The sequence below is a fragment of the Streptomyces sp. NPDC020747 genome, from assembly GCF_044334695.1.
Taxonomy (GTDB): domain Bacteria; phylum Actinomycetota; class Actinomycetes; order Streptomycetales; family Streptomycetaceae; genus Streptomyces.
In genome coordinates, this window is the sequence record NZ_JBIRTJ010000017.1 from 269,426 (window position 1) to 285,666 (window position 16,241).

General features: G+C 69.1%; 17 protein-coding genes and 1 pseudogene. 11 read left to right on the forward strand and 7 right to left on the reverse strand.

The genetic code is table 11. The features are described 5' to 3' along the window. The first annotated feature begins 55 nt into the window (after positions 1 to 55). Positions 56 to 1,081 carry a zinc-binding dehydrogenase gene (locus tag ACH4YP_RS37590; protein WP_398495435.1) on the forward strand — a complete coding sequence of 342 codons (1,026 nt, stop codon included), beginning with the start codon at positions 56 to 58 and terminating at the stop codon, positions 1,079 to 1,081. 198 nt (positions 1,082 to 1,279) lie between these two features. Here ACH4YP_RS37590 and ACH4YP_RS37595 read toward each other — a convergent pair whose 3' ends face one another. Together ACH4YP_RS37595 and ACH4YP_RS37600 are read right to left on the reverse strand one after the other, a co-directional pair. Beyond that, positions 1,280 to 1,492: a hypothetical protein gene (locus ACH4YP_RS37595; protein WP_398495436.1), complete on the reverse strand. Its 213-nt coding sequence runs from the start codon at positions 1,490 to 1,492 to the stop codon at positions 1,280 to 1,282. A 71-nt stretch (positions 1,493 to 1,563) separates the two neighbouring features. After that, positions 1,564 to 2,289 (reverse strand): annotated as a pseudogene (locus ACH4YP_RS37600) (enolase C-terminal domain-like protein); the annotation flags it as partial. Positions 2,290 to 2,634: 345 nt separating this feature from the next. Here ACH4YP_RS37600 and ACH4YP_RS37605 point away from each other — a divergent pair. Further along, positions 2,635 to 3,345, forward strand: a complete 711-nt coding sequence (locus ACH4YP_RS37605; protein WP_361066656.1) for a hypothetical protein — start codon at positions 2,635 to 2,637, stop codon at positions 3,343 to 3,345. Between the two features lie 61 nt (positions 3,346 to 3,406). Here ACH4YP_RS37605 and ACH4YP_RS37610 read toward each other — a convergent pair whose 3' ends face one another. Continuing rightward, positions 3,407 to 3,616, reverse strand: a complete 210-nt coding sequence (locus tag ACH4YP_RS37610; RefSeq protein ID WP_361066653.1) for a hypothetical protein — start codon at positions 3,614 to 3,616, stop codon at positions 3,407 to 3,409. Further along, entirely contained in the window at positions 3,580 to 3,975 is a 396-nt protein-coding gene (locus ACH4YP_RS37615) for a DUF4158 domain-containing protein (protein ID WP_361066650.1), read from the reverse strand. The genes ACH4YP_RS37610 and ACH4YP_RS37615 overlap by 37 nt, the downstream gene beginning before the upstream one ends. A gap of 503 nt (positions 3,976 to 4,478) precedes the next feature. Between ACH4YP_RS37615 and ACH4YP_RS37620 the strand changes: the two genes are divergently transcribed. Beyond that, a complete protein-coding gene (locus tag ACH4YP_RS37620) occupies positions 4,479 to 5,063 on the forward strand; it encodes a helix-turn-helix domain-containing protein (protein ID WP_361066647.1) in 585 nt (194 codons plus the stop codon). A 60-nt stretch (positions 5,064 to 5,123) separates the two neighbouring features. Further along, on the forward strand, positions 5,124 to 5,804 hold the full coding sequence (locus ACH4YP_RS37625; protein ID WP_361066644.1) for a nitroreductase family protein: 681 nt from the start codon (positions 5,124 to 5,126) through the stop codon (positions 5,802 to 5,804). A 95-nt stretch (positions 5,805 to 5,899) separates the two neighbouring features. On the opposite strand, the gene ACH4YP_RS37630 is transcribed toward ACH4YP_RS37625, so the two are convergent. After that, on the reverse strand, positions 5,900 to 6,523 hold the full coding sequence (locus tag ACH4YP_RS37630; protein WP_398495461.1) for a DUF4158 domain-containing protein: 624 nt from the start codon (positions 6,521 to 6,523) through the stop codon (positions 5,900 to 5,902). A 62-nt stretch (positions 6,524 to 6,585) separates the two neighbouring features. Here ACH4YP_RS37630 and ACH4YP_RS37635 point away from each other — a divergent pair, with 62 nt between their 5' ends. The 4 genes from ACH4YP_RS37635 to ACH4YP_RS37650 all read left to right on the forward strand — a co-directional run bounded on the left by ACH4YP_RS37635 (position 6,586) and on the right by ACH4YP_RS37650 (position 11,010). Continuing rightward, positions 6,586 to 7,212 (forward strand): hypothetical protein, encoded by a 627-nt coding sequence (locus tag ACH4YP_RS37635; RefSeq protein ID WP_398495439.1) that lies wholly within the window; start codon positions 6,586 to 6,588, stop codon positions 7,210 to 7,212. Between the two features lie 392 nt (positions 7,213 to 7,604). Next, positions 7,605 to 9,032 carry a family 2B encapsulin nanocompartment shell protein gene (locus ACH4YP_RS37640; RefSeq protein ID WP_398495441.1) on the forward strand — a complete coding sequence of 476 codons (1,428 nt, stop codon included), beginning with the start codon at positions 7,605 to 7,607 and terminating at the stop codon, positions 9,030 to 9,032. After that, entirely contained in the window at positions 9,029 to 10,081 is a 1,053-nt protein-coding gene (locus tag ACH4YP_RS37645) for a family 2 encapsulin nanocompartment cargo protein terpene cyclase (protein ID WP_398495443.1), read from the forward strand. Before ACH4YP_RS37640 ends, ACH4YP_RS37645 begins: the two co-directional genes overlap by 4 nt. A gap of 50 nt (positions 10,082 to 10,131) precedes the next feature. Next, positions 10,132 to 11,010 (forward strand): geranyl diphosphate 2-C-methyltransferase, encoded by an 879-nt coding sequence (locus ACH4YP_RS37650; RefSeq protein ID WP_398495445.1) that lies wholly within the window; start codon positions 10,132 to 10,134, stop codon positions 11,008 to 11,010. 114 nt (positions 11,011 to 11,124) lie between these two features. On the opposite strand, the gene ACH4YP_RS37655 is transcribed toward ACH4YP_RS37650, so the two are convergent. Beyond that, positions 11,125 to 12,768 (reverse strand): ATP-binding cassette domain-containing protein, encoded by a 1,644-nt coding sequence (locus tag ACH4YP_RS37655; RefSeq protein ID WP_398495446.1) that lies wholly within the window; start codon positions 12,766 to 12,768, stop codon positions 11,125 to 11,127. A 253-nt stretch (positions 12,769 to 13,021) separates the two neighbouring features. Further along, entirely contained in the window at positions 13,022 to 14,044 is a 1,023-nt protein-coding gene (locus ACH4YP_RS37660; RefSeq protein ID WP_398495463.1) for a LacI family DNA-binding transcriptional regulator, read from the reverse strand. Positions 14,045 to 14,247: 203 nt separating this feature from the next. On the opposite strand from ACH4YP_RS37660, the gene ACH4YP_RS37665 reads away from it, so the two are divergent. The 3 genes from ACH4YP_RS37665 to ACH4YP_RS37675 all read left to right on the forward strand — a co-directional run. Next, positions 14,248 to 14,508 carry a hypothetical protein gene (locus tag ACH4YP_RS37665; RefSeq protein ID WP_398495448.1) on the forward strand — a complete coding sequence of 87 codons (261 nt, stop codon included), beginning with the start codon at positions 14,248 to 14,250 and terminating at the stop codon, positions 14,506 to 14,508. Positions 14,509 to 14,728: 220 nt separating this feature from the next. Continuing rightward, positions 14,729 to 15,748: a sugar ABC transporter substrate-binding protein gene (locus tag ACH4YP_RS37670; protein ID WP_361066623.1), complete on the forward strand. Its 1,020-nt coding sequence runs from the start codon at positions 14,729 to 14,731 to the stop codon at positions 15,746 to 15,748. Between the two features lie 5 nt (positions 15,749 to 15,753). Then, positions 15,754 to 16,241, forward strand: a 488-nt coding sequence (locus tag ACH4YP_RS37675; RefSeq protein ID WP_398495450.1) for an ABC transporter permease, incomplete at its 3' end; no start/stop codon positions are given.

Below are 16,241 nucleotides of genomic sequence, written 5' to 3' on the forward strand. Positions count from 1 at the left end.
CGACTCGGGCATCTCCCCTCTCCCTCTCGCCCGCCCAGCACTGGAGGCTGACCTCATGCACCTCATGCGTGCTTTCGTACTGACCGGCCCCGGGAAGTGCGCGGTCCAGGAGGTTCCGGCGCCGGTGGCCGTTCCCGGCGAGGTCGTCGTCGATGTCGAGCGGGTCGGTGTGTGCGGCACCGACGTCGAGTTCTTCACCGGCGCGCTGGCCTACCTGCATCAAGGACACTCCACCTACCCGACGCGGATCGGCCACGAGTGGGCCGGTCGCGTGGCAGCGGTCGGCGACGGCGTCGATCCCGCCTGGACCGGCAGGCGGGTCATGGGCGACACCATGCTCGGCTGCGGCCTCTGCCGTCGTTGCCGCCGGGGTCACCAGCATGTGTGCGAGAAGCGGCAGGAGGTCGGTATACGCGGGCAGCGGCCGGGTGCTCTGGCGGAGCAACTCGCCGTACCTGCCTCCTCGTTGCACGCATTGCCCGACTCCGTCGGTCCCGTACTCGGCGCGCTGGTCGAGCCGGGCGGCAACGCCCTGCGCGCCGCACAGGCAGCCGAACTACGACCCGGTGACCGGGCGTTGGTGCTGGGTCCGGGGACCATAGGACTGCTGGTCGCCATGTTCACCCGCGCCGCCGGTGCGGAGGTGCATCTGATGGGCCGCACCGAAGAGTCGCTCGCCTTCGCCCGCACGCTGGGTTTCGCACATGTATGGACGGAGGGCTCCGTCCCGGGCCTGCCGTTCGACGCGGTGATCGACGCCTCCAACGCCGTACAACTGCCAGGCCTGGCCCTGGAGTTGGTCGAGCCAGCCGGCCACGTCGTGTACGTGGGACTGGCCGGTGAGCCGAGCCGGATCGACACCCGCAACCTCGCCCTCAAGGACGTCACGGCGGTCGGCGTCCTGTCCGCCTCCCCCGGCCTCGACGCCACCATCCGCGCCTACGCCGACGGATCCGTCGACCCCGGCCCACTCGTCGCCGCGACCGTCGGCCTGGATCAGGTCGGTGACGTCCTGGCCGGCGTCCGCCCGGCCCACGCCGGGCCCGGTCCCAAGATCCATGTCGATCCTCGACTCTCCTGAGCCGGGGCCTGGCCCGGCCTGGCCCGGCCTGGCCCGGCCTGGCCCGGCCCGGCCCGGCCCGGCCCGCGACGACGAGGACACGAACCCATGGTGACGTGGAGCGATCCCGGCCCGTCCTCAGCCTCCCTCTCCCTCGGGTCCGCGTGCATGCATCTACGGGCTGTTCCGCCAGTTCCTCGTTCGCGAACCGGAGCGTGCTCACGAATCGCTCTGTCGTGCGTCACAGGGTCCCGCCCCCGCAACCTGGACGACGAAGTCGGGTCCCAGGAGTGCCAAGTAGCTGCACGTGGCAGTGAGGTTGATCGAGGCTTCCGCGTAGGACTGCAGCGATGCCTCTTCGAGCACCGTGCCCGCGTCCAGTTGCTCACGCCGCCGGACGGACTCGGCATTGAAGACGGCGTACATGTCCATCAGCTGCAGACATGCCTTCTGTCGAAGTGCGTTGAGGGGCCGTCGGCCTCGCGGCCGTGGCCGGAAGCCGCTCAGCCTCCGTACAGGTCTCTCCGTCCCGTCGTGAAGCGACGCAGCACTTTCCGGCAGCGGCTCGATGCCGATGCCCGGGGTGCGCGGCACCGGGACGTGGCAGTCCGCCAGGACGAAGGGCTCGGTGACGTCGTCGGCGGAGTACCGGCTGGAGGCGGACGTGTCGCCGGGGAGAGTGAAGCCGGGAAGCGCGGCCAGTGCCAGGTCGGGGGCGCGGCCGATGCCCGTCTCCAGCATGCCGCCGCACCACACCGGGACGCCCTGCGCGTGAGCGACGTCGTGGACGCGGCGGGCCTCCAGATAGCCGCCGACCCTGGCGGGCTTCACGTTGACGATCCGGCACGCTTCCATCGCGACCGCCGAGGCGGTGTCGCGGGCGTTGTGAAGGGACTCGTCCAGGCAGACGGGAGTCGCGATGCGCCGCTGGAGCCGGGCATGCCCGTGCAGGTTGTCCTCTTCCAGCGGCTCCTCTGTGCGCAGGAGCCCGAACTCGTCGAGTCTGCGCAGGTGTTCGGCGTCCGCGAGTGAGTACCCGGTGTTGGCGTCCACCTGGAGCGGCAGCGCGTCCCGGAAGCGCTCGCGCACGGCCCGTACGGGTCCCAGGTCCCAACCGGGTTCTGTCTTCAGCTTGATGCGTACGTACCCTCGGCGAGGTAGCGCTCGACGTCGTCGGGCAGTTCCCAAGACGGCGACGTGGGCCCCGGCGAGACGGGGGCCGTCGTACGCGGCGTGCAACGCGCCCCCCGCGTGGACAAGGCTGTGCAGCACTTCGGCCGGGTAGGGCGGGGTGCTCCGGGGGGTCTGCCAGACGTCGCTGAAAAAGTCGGTCACGGCGGCGATGCCGGTGACGTCGTGCACGGTACGGAGGGTGACATCGGCCGCGCGGGCGGCGACCGTCGCGAGAACGCCGACGCCTGACGCTTGTGTCGCCGCTGTCATGAGGTCGAGTCTCGAAGCTCGTGGCGGCTCTCGCGTTGTGCATCAGGACAACACGAGTCGTACGTCCATGAGGAGATCGGCCAACCCCTACCGGCCGACCCATAAGCGACGGAAACGCGAGGGAAGCACCCATGGACTCCTGCGCCCTCGGCGACCTGCTGGACGCCGTCGGCGGTTCCTCCGTACGCCTGCACACCGCGCCGGCCGGACTCGCCGTGCCCGTCACCGGGACGCTGCTGTACGACGCCCATGCCCCGTTCCCCCGGGTGCCCGGGGCGCTGCTCCTCGCGGTCGGCGTGCCCGGGGCCGCGGCGGGGCCGCTGGTGCGGGCCGCGGCGGAGGCGGGGATGAGCGGGCTCGTCGTCCGCGGCCCGGACGGGCCGCTCGCGGAGGCGGAGTCCGCTGGGCTGGCGCTGCTGTCCGTGGACGGGGACACCGCCTGGCACCAGGTGCATCTGCTGCCGGCCTCGGCGATCGGCGCCCTCTCCCATCCACTCGGCCGCGCCCGGGCAGGGGGGACCTCGCTGCCGATGGCCGCAAGCGGCGCCGTTCTCGGCGACCTCTTCGCGCTGGCCGACGCCGTCGCCGCGGCCGTCGGCGGCGCAACCGCCGTCGAGGAACCCCGTCAGCGGATCCTCGCGTACTCGACCCGTGCCGGGGCAGTCGGTCGACGAGGACCGCCGGCAAGGCATCCTCGGCCTCCAGGTAGGCCCCGGTGTCCTAGCTCAGACACCAGCCGCAAAGTAGCGATCCGCCTCTGGGGTCAGCTGTCGCCGGGTGCCGCTGCTGGTTGGCCCCGAAGCCCTAGCCCAGACACCGGGGAGCAAGTAACCCACTGGTAGGGAGCCAGCCGAGATACGGCCGGAAGGGATAGCGGGGCGAGCAAGTAACTCGCCGTAGCTTTCAGGGCTTCACCGCAGCGGTCTTCTTCGGCTGGCGGGGCACGGCCTTCTCACGGTCGAGGTGCCCGTAGACGGTGGAGCGGGGGACGTTGACCTTCGACGACATCGCGTCCAACGTGGAGAACGCCGGCAGTTCCAGCCCGGCCTCCACCACCTTCTCCAGCGCGACGTTGATCAGGTCCGCCGGACGGTTCTTCGACGCGGCCTCCACCCTGATCGCCGCCTCGGCGACCTTCCGGCCTTGGCCTGGTCGTACTTCACCTCCAGGCGCCGCCGCACCATCGCACGGTGGTTCTCCGCCGCGTATTCCGGCAGGGTCCCTTCCGGCAGGTCCGCCATGCGGCGCACGAAGTCGACCACCATGTCCGGTATCCCATCCAGCTTCGGGAAACTCCCCATGCGCTGGTACGACTTCAACGCCAGCACCAACGCGAGCAGATGCCCATTGGAGTCGGTGCCGTCCGCCGCCCACTGCACCTCCTCGCGGCTCGGCGAGAAGAACGGATGCAGCTCGTGTGCGGTGATCAGCCGCTTGAACCGCGGGTACGCGGTCCGCTCGATCGACGTCATCCCGAATGCCCCACATGCCTCAACGCCCGACAAGGAACGCGGGTGCCACGCGCCCGCAGGGCATCCTCACCGTCCCGGATCTCGCCGCCGGACGGAAGCGACATACTCGGGACATCTAGCAACCAACGGTGATACTGGAACCACCAAGGCATCCGGCGACACAATGCCGTTGAGCGGGCCTTCAGACCTTCAAGATCATCCCATAGCCCCTTTTGGGCTTACCTGGGTCATGCCCTCCACGCAGGAAGGGAACCGCTCCAGTTGGACAGACCGGTCTGTCTGTTGTTAACTTCGTTTCAAACAGACCGGTCTGTCTGAAGGAGAGAAAGTTGGCATCCCGTAGCCTCCACGCGGCCACGTCGCTCGAGGTCCCGGCGCCGCGCCTGGGCGGACAGGAGGTATAACGCTCACCCGGGTGGCGGCGGGCTTGGCCATAGTGTTGGCGATTCTCGGCGCTGCCGCCTTGGTGACGGTCGTGCGTGCCACAGGGAAGGTTGAGTCAAATGCAGATTGACACGGAAGGTACACCTCGCGAGCGGCTCCTCGCCGCCGCAGCGGACCTGTTCTACCAGGAGGGGATCCGAAGCGTCGGCATCGGTCGGCTCCTCGAACGGGCAGGGGTGGCGAAGGCCAGTTTGTACGACGCCTTCGGCTCCAAGGACGAGCTCGTCGCCGCCTACCTACAGGATCGGCACGATGCCATGAGGGAGCGCTTCCAACGCGCTATCGCACGCCGTCGAGCCCCACGGGCAAGGCTACTCGCGCTATTCGACGTTCAAGCCGAGTTCTCCGCCGACAGCACATATCGCGGATGTGCCTTCGCCCGCGCCGCTGCCGAGTCGCACCCGGTCAGCGTGGACACCGCCGCCTTGGACTATCGCAGGTGGGTCCACAAGACCTTCGCCGGCCTGGCGGCAGAGGCGGGCGCATCTGACCCGTCGACATTGGCGATGCAACTGCATGCCTTGTGGGACGGGGCCGCGCAGTCTCTTCAGATGGACCACGACCCCGCGGTGGTGCGTGCCGCGCGCGATGCGGCAGCCGCCCTGCTCGACGCGGCGCTGCCCGTCACGCGGAAGGCGCCTTAGCCACCGCGGAACCCTTATCCGCAGGACCCTTATCCGTTAATGACGACCAGGAGCAACAAGGTGAATAACAGCAATCCGTCCAACCAAGCCCTCGGGCTCACTGCCGATGAGGTCCTCACCACTACGCGCGCGGTTCGCAGGCGCCTCGACCTGACCCGACCCGTTCCGCGGGAGCTGATCCAGGAAGCCGTGAAGGTCGCCACCCAGGCACCGACCGGCCGCAACCAGCAGCAGTGGGACTTCATCTTCATCGACGATCCAGAGACGAAGGCGAAGGCGGCCGACATCTGGCGTGCCGGGCTCATGGCCGGCGCTCCCGACGAGCACAGCTCCGCTCCGCTGCCGACCCGGATGAGCTTCGCCTCGTCGGAGTGGGGACGGATTCGGGGCAGCCTCGGCCACTTGGTCGAGCATCTGCACGAGGTGCCGGTGCTGATGATCCCGGTGGTGCGGGTCGCCCGTCGCGCGGAACTCAACTCGATCCGCGGGCAGGCGCACAACTGGGGCTCGGTTATTCCTGCGGCCTGGAGTTTCATGCTCGCCGCGCGGGAACGAGGTCTAGGAACGGCGTGGACCGTCGCTCACCTCACCTATGAGCGCGAAATGGCCGACCTGCTCGGCCTCCCGTTCGACAACACCGTCCAAGTCGCGCTGACCCCCATCGCCTACACGATCGGCACCGACTTCAAGGCGGCCCCGCGGGCCGATGACAGTAATTTCAGCCACTGGAACCGCTGGTAGCTGTCCTCGACGCCCTGGCCGGCGGAAATCCCCGTGGGGCAGCGGAAGCCGTCAAGGCCAGAGATGGTGTGCCGTCCTCGATAACCTCGGCCTTCCTATGCGGATCTCAAACGTTTGAAGTGTGACCAGGTCGCCCGCTGGGCGTGCTGCTTAAGCCGGTTGAACGGCGATTTCGCACCCGGCACCAGGACCTCGACGTCCAGCAGCCGCAGCAGACCCGCGCGCCGGTCCTCGCCCGTGCGCTCCCAGATGCCGGCGCAGATCCCGGCGTTCACCTCCGCACGCACCGTGGAGGCCATGTGGTCCGGGGTGGAGAACGCCGGCAGCTCAAGACCTGCCTCCACCAGCTTCTCCAACGCCACGTTGATCAGGTCCGCCGGATTGTTCTTCGACGCAGCCTCCGACCGGATCGCCTCCCACGCCAGCTCACGCGCCCACTTGCCGTCGTAGCGCACCCCGACCCGCTGACGCACCAGCATCCGGTGGTTCTTCGCGGTCTTCTCCGAGGCGTAGAACGGCAGCGTGCCCTCGGGCAGATCCACCGCCCGCCGGACCAAGTCGACCACCATGTCCGGGATCTCAACCCGCTTGGGGAAGCACCCCATCCGCTGGTAGGACTTCAACATCAGCAGCAGAGTGAGCTGGTGCTCGTTGGAGTCAGTCCGCTCAGCGACCCGGTCCCCCTCCTCACTCCCCGGCGAGAAGAACAGGAGGGTCAGCCACTCAAGATCGCGCTGCTATCCCTTCCGGCCGTATCTCGGCGGACCCTCTGGTAGTTGGGGTGCCGGTAAGAACGCTGTCACCAGCCGAGGTCGAGGACCCCGCAGACCACGGCTGGGAGAACATCGTGGCGGGGGACGGCTACGACCGGATCATGGTCTCCTCGACCCGCAGCCACCGCCATGAGGGCGCCACGCTCGCCGAACTCGCCGGCACGCTGGACATGGCACCGTTCGAGGTGATCGTGCACCTGTTGCGTACCGAGGAACTCCAAGTGCACATGGTCGACTTCTCCATGGACGAGCGGGACGTCGAGACGGTTCTGCGTGCTCCGCGCACCAGCGTGTGCACCGACGGCCTGGCCATCGCACTGGGCGGCAAGCCGCATCCCCGGCTTTACGGGAGCTTCCCGCGCGTGCTGGGCCGCTATGTGCGCGAGCGCGGTGTGCTGGACCTGCCGACGGCCGTCCACAAGATGACCGGGCTGACCGCCGAGGTCTTCGGAGTGCCCGGCCTGATCGCCGATCTGGTGGCGTTCGACCCGGCAACCGTCGGTGACACCGCGACGTACGCCGATCCCCGGCGCACACCGACCGGAATCCACTGGGTGATGCAGTCGGGCCACCTCGTCGTCCGCGACGGCCACTGGCTCGGCGCACGCTGCGGCGTGCGGCTCGCACCTGCCTGAACCACCGGTAGGGGCTTCGAGGCGTTCGTGCGCCCTCCGCGCCGGTGGGAGGGCGCACTCGACCGGCGTGGGAGTGCGTGCTCGTCGAGGGGCTGCCTCGGGCCGTGGAGTGGCGTCGCCGGGGCGTGAACACGCCCCTTTCGCGCGGTTCCCGAGTGGCGGCCGGGGCTGTTTGGCTTTGACATGCAGCGCGTGCTGCCAAGTTGCCCGGACCAACACGCCGGACCATCACGAGGGTGCCGTCCTGGCGTTCCCCCCCACCCGGTCTCCCTGACAGCGGGTCAGGTCTGAGCCACCCGCACCCACACCGAGTCCCGATGCCCTCGACACCCACCCTGTTCAGCCATGTTCGTGCGCGTCCCCTCACGTCCGCTCATGCCTTGGGAGGAAATGTGTCTGCCCCGGAAAGCTCCCCCGAAAGCGCCGCCGGGCCCACCGACGAGCAACGCTTCACCAGCCTCGGCACCCAGGCCGCGCGTCAGCTCGCCACCACCACCAAGTCCGAACCACAGATGCAGGCCATCACCTCGCGATGGCTGCTCAAGATGCTGCCGTGGGTGGACATCAAGGGCGGCACCTACCGGGTGAACCGGCGACTCCAGCTCCGCGTCGGCCGGGGCCGGGTCCACTTCGAACAGAACGGCGCGGACGACATCAAGGTCATCCCCCAGACTCTCACCGAACTGCCCGCCCTGCGCGGGTACTCGGACACCGCGGCCCTCAAGGAGATCTCCTCCCGGTTCCGGGTGCGGGAGGTGCGCGCCGGCCAGATCATCTTCGACGCCGGGCAGCCCGTAACGGAGGCCTATCTGGTCGTCCACGGCCGGTTCACCCGCTACACCACCGGAAAGTACGGCGAGGAGGAGGTCACCGGCGTCATCACGGACGGCGACGGAATGGGGGACGAGGCGATCGGCCAGGACGACCCCCTGTGGCTCAACTCGGTGCGGGCCGAGACCCCGGGCGTGGTCCTCGCCCTCAACTGGGACTCCCTGAGGCAGTTCGTGGACCGCACCCCGTCCCTCGCGGCCCAGTTGGCCGCGTTCGCGGAGCAGCAGAGCAAGCCCATGAACCGGAAGGGCGAGGCAGATGTCCCCGTACAGGCGGGCCATGTGGGCGAGCCGGTCCTCGCCGGCGGCTTCGTCGACTACGACCTCGTCCCGCGCGAGTACGAACTGTCCCTGACCCAGACCGTGTTGCGCGTCCACACCAGGGTCGCCGACCTCTACAACCACCCGATGGACCAGACCGAGCAGCAACTGCGCCTGACCGTCGAGGAGATCCGCGAGCGCCAGGAGTGGGAGCTGGTCAACAACCGCGAGTTCGGTCTGCTGCACAACGTGGACCACGGCCAGCGCGTCAGCACGTACTCCGGTGCCCCCACACCCGACGATCTCGACGAGCTGCTGTCGATGCGCCGCAAGACCCGGCTGTTCCTGGCCCATCCGAAGGCGATCGCGGCCTTCTTCCGGCAGTGCAACCGGCGTGGCCTGGTGCCCGGCACGGTGAACGTCGAGGGCCACGAGGTGCCGTCCTGGCGGGGTGTTCCGTTCTTTCCGTGCGGCAAGATCCCGATCAGTCCGCAGCACACGAGCAGCATCATCGCGCTGCGCACCGGAGAGAAGGACCAGGGGGTCGTCGGTCTGCACCAGACCGGCATTCCCGAGGAGTTCGAGCCCGGTCTGAACGTGCGGTTCATGGGCATCGACACCACCGCGATCATGAGCTACCTCGTCACCGCCTACTACTCGATGGCCATCCTCGTGCCCGACGCCGCGGGGATCCTGGAGAACGTCCAGGTCGGGCGGACCGCGGAATGAGCGCACCGCCGGCCTCCGGTCCGCCGTCGCGGCTGCCCGGTCCGCCGAGTCTCGCCCGCAAGCCCCGGCGGGGCGGGGCGATCCCCGGGCTGCGGTACCGGCCCGTCGCCCCCGCCGACCCGGGCAGGGCGGCCGAGGTCGACCGCAGGCTGGAGGAGTGGGCGCACGGGCTGGATCTGTTCCCGGCGGCGTGGACGGGGGACTTCTCGGGCTTCCAGTTCGGCCGGGCCGTCGTCCTGCAGCATCCCGGCGCGGCCGACCTCGAACGCCTCACCTCGGCAGGCAAGTTGCTCCTCGCCGAGAACCTCGTCGACAACCTCTACTGCGAGGAGGACGAGGGCAAGGGCGGCTCACCACGCGGGCTGGGCGGCCGGCTGATCATGGCCCAGGCGGCGCTCGATCCGTACCACGGCACTCCCGAGCTGGAGGAGGAGTGGCGCCGCGGCGTACGGACCGACGGGCCGCTGCGCTCGTACCACTTCGCGCTGCGGGACTACGCCGTCTTCGCCACTCCCAGCCAGACCGACAGGTTCGTGCACGACATCGCCCGGCTGCATCTGGGCTACCTCGCCGAGGCCGCCTGGTCGGAGACCCGGTACGTGCCGAAGGTGTGGGAGTACCTGGTGATGCGGCAGTTCAACAACTTCCGGCCCTGTCTGTCGATCGTCGACGCCGTGGACGGCTACGAACTGCCCGAGGCTGTGTACGCCCGGCCGGAGATCCAGCGGATCACCGCTCTCGCGTGCAACGCCACCACGATCGTCAACGACCTGTACTCCTTCACCAAGGAGCTGGCCGGCGATCCGACGCATCTGAATCTGCCCCAGGTCATCGCCGCGAACGAGCGGCGCGGTCTGAAGGCCGCCTATCTCAAGGCGGTCGAGATCCACAACAGGATCATGGCCTCGTTCGAGGAGGAGTCGGCGCTCCTGTCCGCCACCTCGCCCCTGGTCGAGCGCTACGCACAAGGACTGTCCGACTGGGTGGCCGGCAACCACGAGTGGCACGCCACCAACACCCACCGCTACCACTTGCCCAACTACTGGTGAAGCGCGCGGAACTGACACATCGTCACACGCACCGTCACGAGGAGTCACCGTTGACCACCGCCCCCCACGCACGCGCCACGACAGCCCCGGTGCCGGCCCAGTCCACGTACCAGACCCGCGTCGCGGACTACTGGAACGCCGAGGAGAACCCGGTCAACCTCGAACTCGGCAGGATCGACGACCTCTACCACCATCACTACGGCATCGGCGCCGCCGACCGGTCCGTGCTCGACGAGACCGACCCGGACCGGCGCCGGGAACGGCTCACCGCCGAACTGCACCGTCTGGAACAGGAACAGGCCGTGCTCCTCTCCAGCCATCTCGGCCCCCTCTCCCCCGCCGACCGCGTCTTCGACGCCGGCTGCGGACGCGGCGGCGGCAGTGTGGTGGCGAACCTGCGGTACGACTGCCACGCCGACGGGGTCACCATCTCCGCCAAGCAGGCCGAGTTCGCCAACGCGCAGGCCCGCAAGCGGGGCATCGACGACAAGGTCGCCTATCACCACCGGAACATGCTGGACACCGGCTTCCGCTCGGGCGCGTACGCGGCGTCCTGGAACAACGAGTCCACCATGTACGTGGAACTGGACCTGCTGTTCGCCGAGCACGCCCGGCTGCTGCGCCGCGGCGGACGCTACGTGACGATCACCGGCTGCTACAACGACGCGTACGGACGGGCTTCCCGCGAGGTGTCCCTCATCAACGCCCACTACATCTGCGACATCCACCCACGGTCGGAGTACTTCCGCGCGATGGCCCGGAACCGGCTGGTACCCGTCCATGTACAGGACCTGACCGCCGACGCCCTCCCCTACTGGGAACTCCGCAAGCAGGCCGACCACCTGGTCACGGGCATCGAGGACACCTTCCTGACCGCGTACAAGAACGGCAGCTTCCAGTACCTGCTGATCGCGGCCGACCGCGTCTGACGTACGACCGACGTACCACCGAGGAGTCGGCGCAGACCGGTCACGAGGACCGGTCTGCGCCGTGCCGTTGCCTCAGTCAGGGCGGAAGTCCTCGGCAACCGGTCATCTGGTGGCTCAGCGAACAGCCTCGGCGGGGAGCGTCAGCGACAGGTGCGGCCAGGTGTGGATGTCGCGTTGCAGCTGACGGTCGTGGGTGGCCAGGACGATGGCCGCTTCGGTGCTGTGGAGAGCGTCGGTGAGTTCGTCGACCAGAGCGATGGACAAGTGGTTGGTGGGCTCGTCCAGCAGCAGGACGTGCGGGCGGGCGGCGAGAGCCAGGGCCAGGTCGAGACGGCGCTGCTGCCCCATGGAAAGCTCGGCGACGGCCTTGTTGGCGTCGTGTGAGCTGAGCAGGCCCAGTGCGCCGAGCCCTGTCACCTCGTCCTCCTTGAGGACACCGGCGCTGACCAGTCGTGCGGTGTGCTGGTGGTAGAGGTCATGGGCCCGCCGGCGCGTCGCTCGCGGCGACTCCTGTCCGAGCAGGTGCAGACGCAGCTTGCGCGAGCGGTGCAACGTGCCTGTGGTGGGGGCGAGTTGGCCGGCCAGGACGGACAGAAGTGTGGACTTGCCCGCTCCGTTCGGTCCGGTGACGGCCAGCCGGTCGCCGGATGTCAGCGACAGGCCGGTCGGCCGCTGGAGCCGCCCCTCGACGGTCACCTCCTCCGCGCGCAACAGGACGACGCCGGGCCGGGCGGGCAGATCCGGCAGACGGAAGCGCTGGGGCGGGACGGGCGCGGTGACCTTGTGCTGCTCCAGGTCGTCCTGGCGCCGGTGGACGGAACGGACCAGCGCACCGGCGCGGGTGGCTCGCTGGTGCTTGTCGGTGCCCTTGTCCGGGCGCCAGCCGGTGCTGAGCCGGTGCTGCGAGTCGGACAGGGCCTGCTCGAGCCGGGTGTGTTCGGCCTGCTGCAGCTCGTACTCCGCCTCCCAACGGGTCAGTTCGGCCTGGCGGCCCTCCCGGTAACCGGCGTATCCGCCGCCGTAGACGCCCGGGCTGCCGTCGCGGGTGGGATCGAGGTCGAGGATCGTGGTGGCCACGTCCGACAGGAGTGCCCGGTCGTGGCTGACCACGACGACACCGCCGGAGTGGGCGCGCAACCTGGCGGTGAGGTACTCAAGACCCGCCAGGTCGAGGTGGTTGGTCGGCTCGTCAAGCAGCAGGATGTCGTACTCCGCGCCCAGCAGACAGGCCAGCCGGATCCGGTAGCGCTGACCGACGGAGAGGGTGGCGAGGAGACGGGTGCGGTCGCTGACGGCGCCGAGTCCCGCGAGGGCGACGTCGACCCGGCGGTCGGCGTCCCAGGCGTCCAGCGCCTGTGCCGCTTCCAGGGCGTCGGTGTAGTCCTGTTCGGCGCCGGGCCGTGCTTCGGCGAGGGCCGTCGCCGCGGCGTCCAGTTGCCGGAGGGCGGCGCGGGCGTCGGCGAGGTGCTCGTCGACGATGTCGCCGACCGTCCGCTCGTCCTCGGCCGGCATCTCCTGCTCGGCCAGGGCCGGCGTGCCGACGCGGTGCACGGTCCCCTCGTCGGGTGCCAGGGCGCCGGCGAGTACGTGCAGCAGGGTCGACTTGCCGCGTCCGTTCTCGCCGACGACGCCCCAGCGCGATCCCGGGGCGATCTTCATGTCGACCTGGTGCAGGACGGTGCGGCCACCGCGGTCGACGCGGACGCCAGTGCAGGTCAGCTGGGCCCGATCGCGGGCAGGCAGGTTGAGAGTGGTCACGTTGTTCTTCCTCCGGAAGAAGGCACACGTCACCCCTGTGCATGAAGGGTGGGAGGGCGCCTTCGATCTGACGGACGGCCAGGCCCGGAACAGGGCGGGCCGCGGGCTGCGTCACGGCTCCGGACACCTCAGCTGCGGTGTGCGGTGCGGAGCCAAGGGGCCCGTCAGAGGTAAAGGAGGGAACTCATACTTCGACGCTAACAGCCCGCCACACGTATCGCGACGGGATTTCGGCGCACGGCCTCGGAGTCGGTCAGGCAGGCTCGGCCGTCGAGCCGCGTACGACGAGGTGCGGAGGGAGTACGACCTCGCGGGGCTCGGTACGGCCGTGGTCGAGGCGTTCGACGGCGGCGGCGACCGCGTGCCGCGCCTGCTCCTCGGCGTTCTGGCTGACGGTGGTCAGGTTGAAGCAGCTCAGCCGGGAGAGCGTGTCGTCGTCGTAGCCGGCCACGGACACCTCACCCGGGACGGAGACGCCCGCTCGGGCGAGGGCGGCAAGGACGCCGATGGCGGACTGGTCGTTGTAGGTGAGGACAGCGGTGGGCAGGGCGTCGCCGTCGAGGAGCTTGCGGGCGGCACGTTCGCCGGCCGCCTCGGTGTGGTCACCGTGCAGGACCCATATGTGCGCGTCCAGGCCGTGCCGGCGCATGGCGGTCCGGTAGCCGCGGCGCCGGTCGGTGGCGATGACACCCTTGCCGCCGTCGAGGTACGTGATCGCGCGGTGGCCGAGGCCCACCAGATGGGCGACGATCTGGCCCACTCCGTCGTCGTCCGCCGAACGTACGACGTCCAGGGCGGCGTCGGCGATCCGGCGGCCGACGGCGATGACGGGGGACTTGCGATCGAGGGCGGCCAGTGTGTCGGCCGGGGCGGTCGGGCCGAGCAGGATCAGAGCCTCGCTGCGGAAGGCAAGCAGTGTCTCGACGGCAGTGTGCTCGTCACGGCTGCGGGTCTGGGTGCTGAGGACGAGGTCGTAGCCCACCGCCTCGGCGGCCGTGTGCAGACACTCGACCAGTTCGGCGTGAAAGGGACTGTGGATGTCGACCATGACACCGAGGAGCCGGCTGCGCCTGCTGGCCAGCAGGCTCGCATTGCGGTCCACCTGATAGCCGAGGTCGGCGGCGGCCTTCATGACCCGCTGACGGGTCCGCTCGCTGGGGCCGGACACACCACGCAGGACCAGGGACACCGACGCCGTGGAAAGCCCGACCCTGGCGGCCACGTCCTCCAGCCGGGGACGCCTGGCCGTGCCGTTCCGGTCACGCGCGGAATCGATGTCATCCACAGGTACCTCCCTGGTGCAATCTTCCCGCGCAACACCCTTGACACGCTCGCGAAACGAGCCGATAGTACCAGGACTTAAAGCGCTTTAAATTGTCCTGTTGTTCCAACGTAGTCAGCTCGGAAGCGCGGCACCCCACGAATCGCGCTTTCCGACTCCCCTGCCACAGCGTCTCGCGCGCCGGAGAGGAGCCTTCAGTGAGGAAGCAGTCGATCGGAATCGGCGTCATCGACGCCGGCATGGCCGACCGCACCCGCCCGGGCGGCTACCGTACGGCCCCGGCCGTGCATGACACCAGGGTGCCCGCGTGGCGCCCGGCCGCAGTCGACGCCCACAAGGCGCTCGGCCACGGCACGGACCGCCGCCACGGCTCCCCGGATGCCGGTACCGGGCACGGCATCGCCTTACGAACCACGTTCACGAAGCCTCCGCACGCTCTCCACCCGACAGGGCCGTGACGGTCGAATCCGGGGACCACAAGGTCGACCGGATCGAGGGCCTGTGTCCGGACGCGGTCGGACCTCAGGTGCCGCGAGGCGCCTGAGAGACCCGCCGAACCGGGTTCAGCCCGTTTCCCCTCCCCAACCGCGATCCTGACCGAGGTTCTCGCGACCACCCCGGCCCATCCAGCAGCCGCGGCTCCGCATTCCCAACCAGATGCACAGTGAGGTGCACGACATGAACCGCACATCCCTTCCCCGCTCCAGCAGAATCGTCCCCGCAGTGGCCGTGGCCGCTGCGGCCGCTCTGGTCCTCGCCGGCTGTTCCAGCAGCTCCGGCGGTAAGAAGGCCGAGGAGGACACGGGCGACGCGGCTGTCGGCAAGGCCGACACTCCCCGCATGACGGTCGCGATGGTCACCCACGCGCCTCCCGGGGACACGTTCTGGGACATCATCCGCAAGGGCGCCGAGGCCGCCGCGGCCAAGGACAACGTCAAGCTCATCTACTCGAACAACGAGAACGCGTCGACGCAGGCCAGCCTCGTCCAGAACGCGATCGACCAGAAGGTCGACGGCATCGCGGTCACCCTGGCCAAGCCCGACGCCATGAAGGACGTCATCGCCAAGGCGCGCAAGGCCGGCATCCCGGTCGTCGGCCTCAACTCCGGCATGGACCAGTGGAAGGACCAGGGCCTCCTGGAGTTCTTCGGCCAGGACGAGCTGGTCGCCGGTGAGGCGTTCGGCGAGAAGCTCAACGAGACCGGCGCCGAGAACAACATCTGCGTGATCCAGGTCCAGGGCCACGTCGGTCTGGAGCAGCGCTGCGCGGGTGTGAAGAAGACCTTCAAGGGCAAGACCACGAACCTGTACGTGAACGGCGCGAACATGCCGGCCGTGAAGTCGACGATCAGCGCCAAGCTCAAGCAGGACACGTCGATCGACACCGTGGTCACCCTCGGTGCCCCGTTCGCCCTCACCGCGGTGCAGTCGGTGTCCGAGTCCAACAGCAAGGCCAAGGTCGCGACCTTCGACCTGAACAAGGAGATGGTCAGCGCCATCAAGAGCGGTGACGTCGAGTTCGCCGTGGACCAGCAGCCGTATCTGCAGGGCTACCTGTCGGTGGACTCCCTGTGGCTCTACAAGACCAATGGCAACTTCAGTGGCGGTGGCCAGGAGCCGGTGCTGACCGGTCCCGCGTTCGTCGACAAGTCGAACGTCGAGGCCATCGCGAAGTTCGCCGAGAAGGGCACTCGGTGACCCCTATGACCCAGGCAACGGCACCGGCGACGAGTTCCTCGTCGCCGGCTCCGCCGGCCGCCCCCAAGGACGGCCGCACCTCGGAACGGTCCCTGGCCCGCAGGCTGGCCGCCCGTCCCGAGATCGGCGCGCTCATCGCGGCGATCGCCGTGTACGCCTTCTTCTTCGCGGTCGCCTCACCCTTCCGCGAGGCCGGCTCCCTGGCCAACGTGCTGTACGAGGCCTCCGTCATGGGCATCATGGCCCTCCCGGTGGCCCTGCTGATGATCGGCGGAGAGTTCGACCTGTCCGCCGGTGTCGCGGTCACCACCTCCGCCCTGACGGCCAGCATGTGGAGCTTCCAGCTCTCGATGAATGTCTGGGTCGGGGTCGTCGTCGCGTTGGCGGTGTCGCTGGCCATCGGCGCGTTCAACGGCTACCTGCTCGTACGTACCGGGCTGCCGTCGTTCCTGATCACGCTGGGGTCGTTCCTGATCCTTCAGGGCGCCAACCT

Excerpts from the sequence above, each read along its gene's own strand:
- ACH4YP_RS37605 (WP_361066656.1), top strand. The coding sequence starts at position 2,635 with ATGGACTCCTGCGCCCTCGGCGACCTGCTGGACGCCGTCGGCGGTTCC.
- ACH4YP_RS37645 (WP_398495443.1), top strand. The coding sequence starts at position 9,029 with ATGAGCGCACCGCCGGCCTCCGGTCCGCCGTCGCGGCTGCCCGGTCCG.
- ACH4YP_RS37590 (WP_398495435.1), top strand. The coding sequence starts at position 56 with ATGCACCTCATGCGTGCTTTCGTACTGACCGGCCCCGGGAAGTGCGCG.
- ACH4YP_RS37620 (WP_361066647.1), top strand. The coding sequence starts at position 4,479 with ATGCAGATTGACACGGAAGGTACACCTCGCGAGCGGCTCCTCGCCGCC.
- ACH4YP_RS37595 (WP_398495436.1), bottom strand. The coding sequence starts at position 1,492 with ATGGACATGTACGCCGTCTTCAATGCCGAGTCCGTCCGGCGGCGTGAG.
- ACH4YP_RS37670 (WP_361066623.1), top strand. The coding sequence starts at position 14,729 with ATGAACCGCACATCCCTTCCCCGCTCCAGCAGAATCGTCCCCGCAGTG.
- ACH4YP_RS37615 (WP_361066650.1), bottom strand. The coding sequence starts at position 3,975 with ATGACGTCGATCGAGCGGACCGCGTACCCGCGGTTCAAGCGGCTGATC.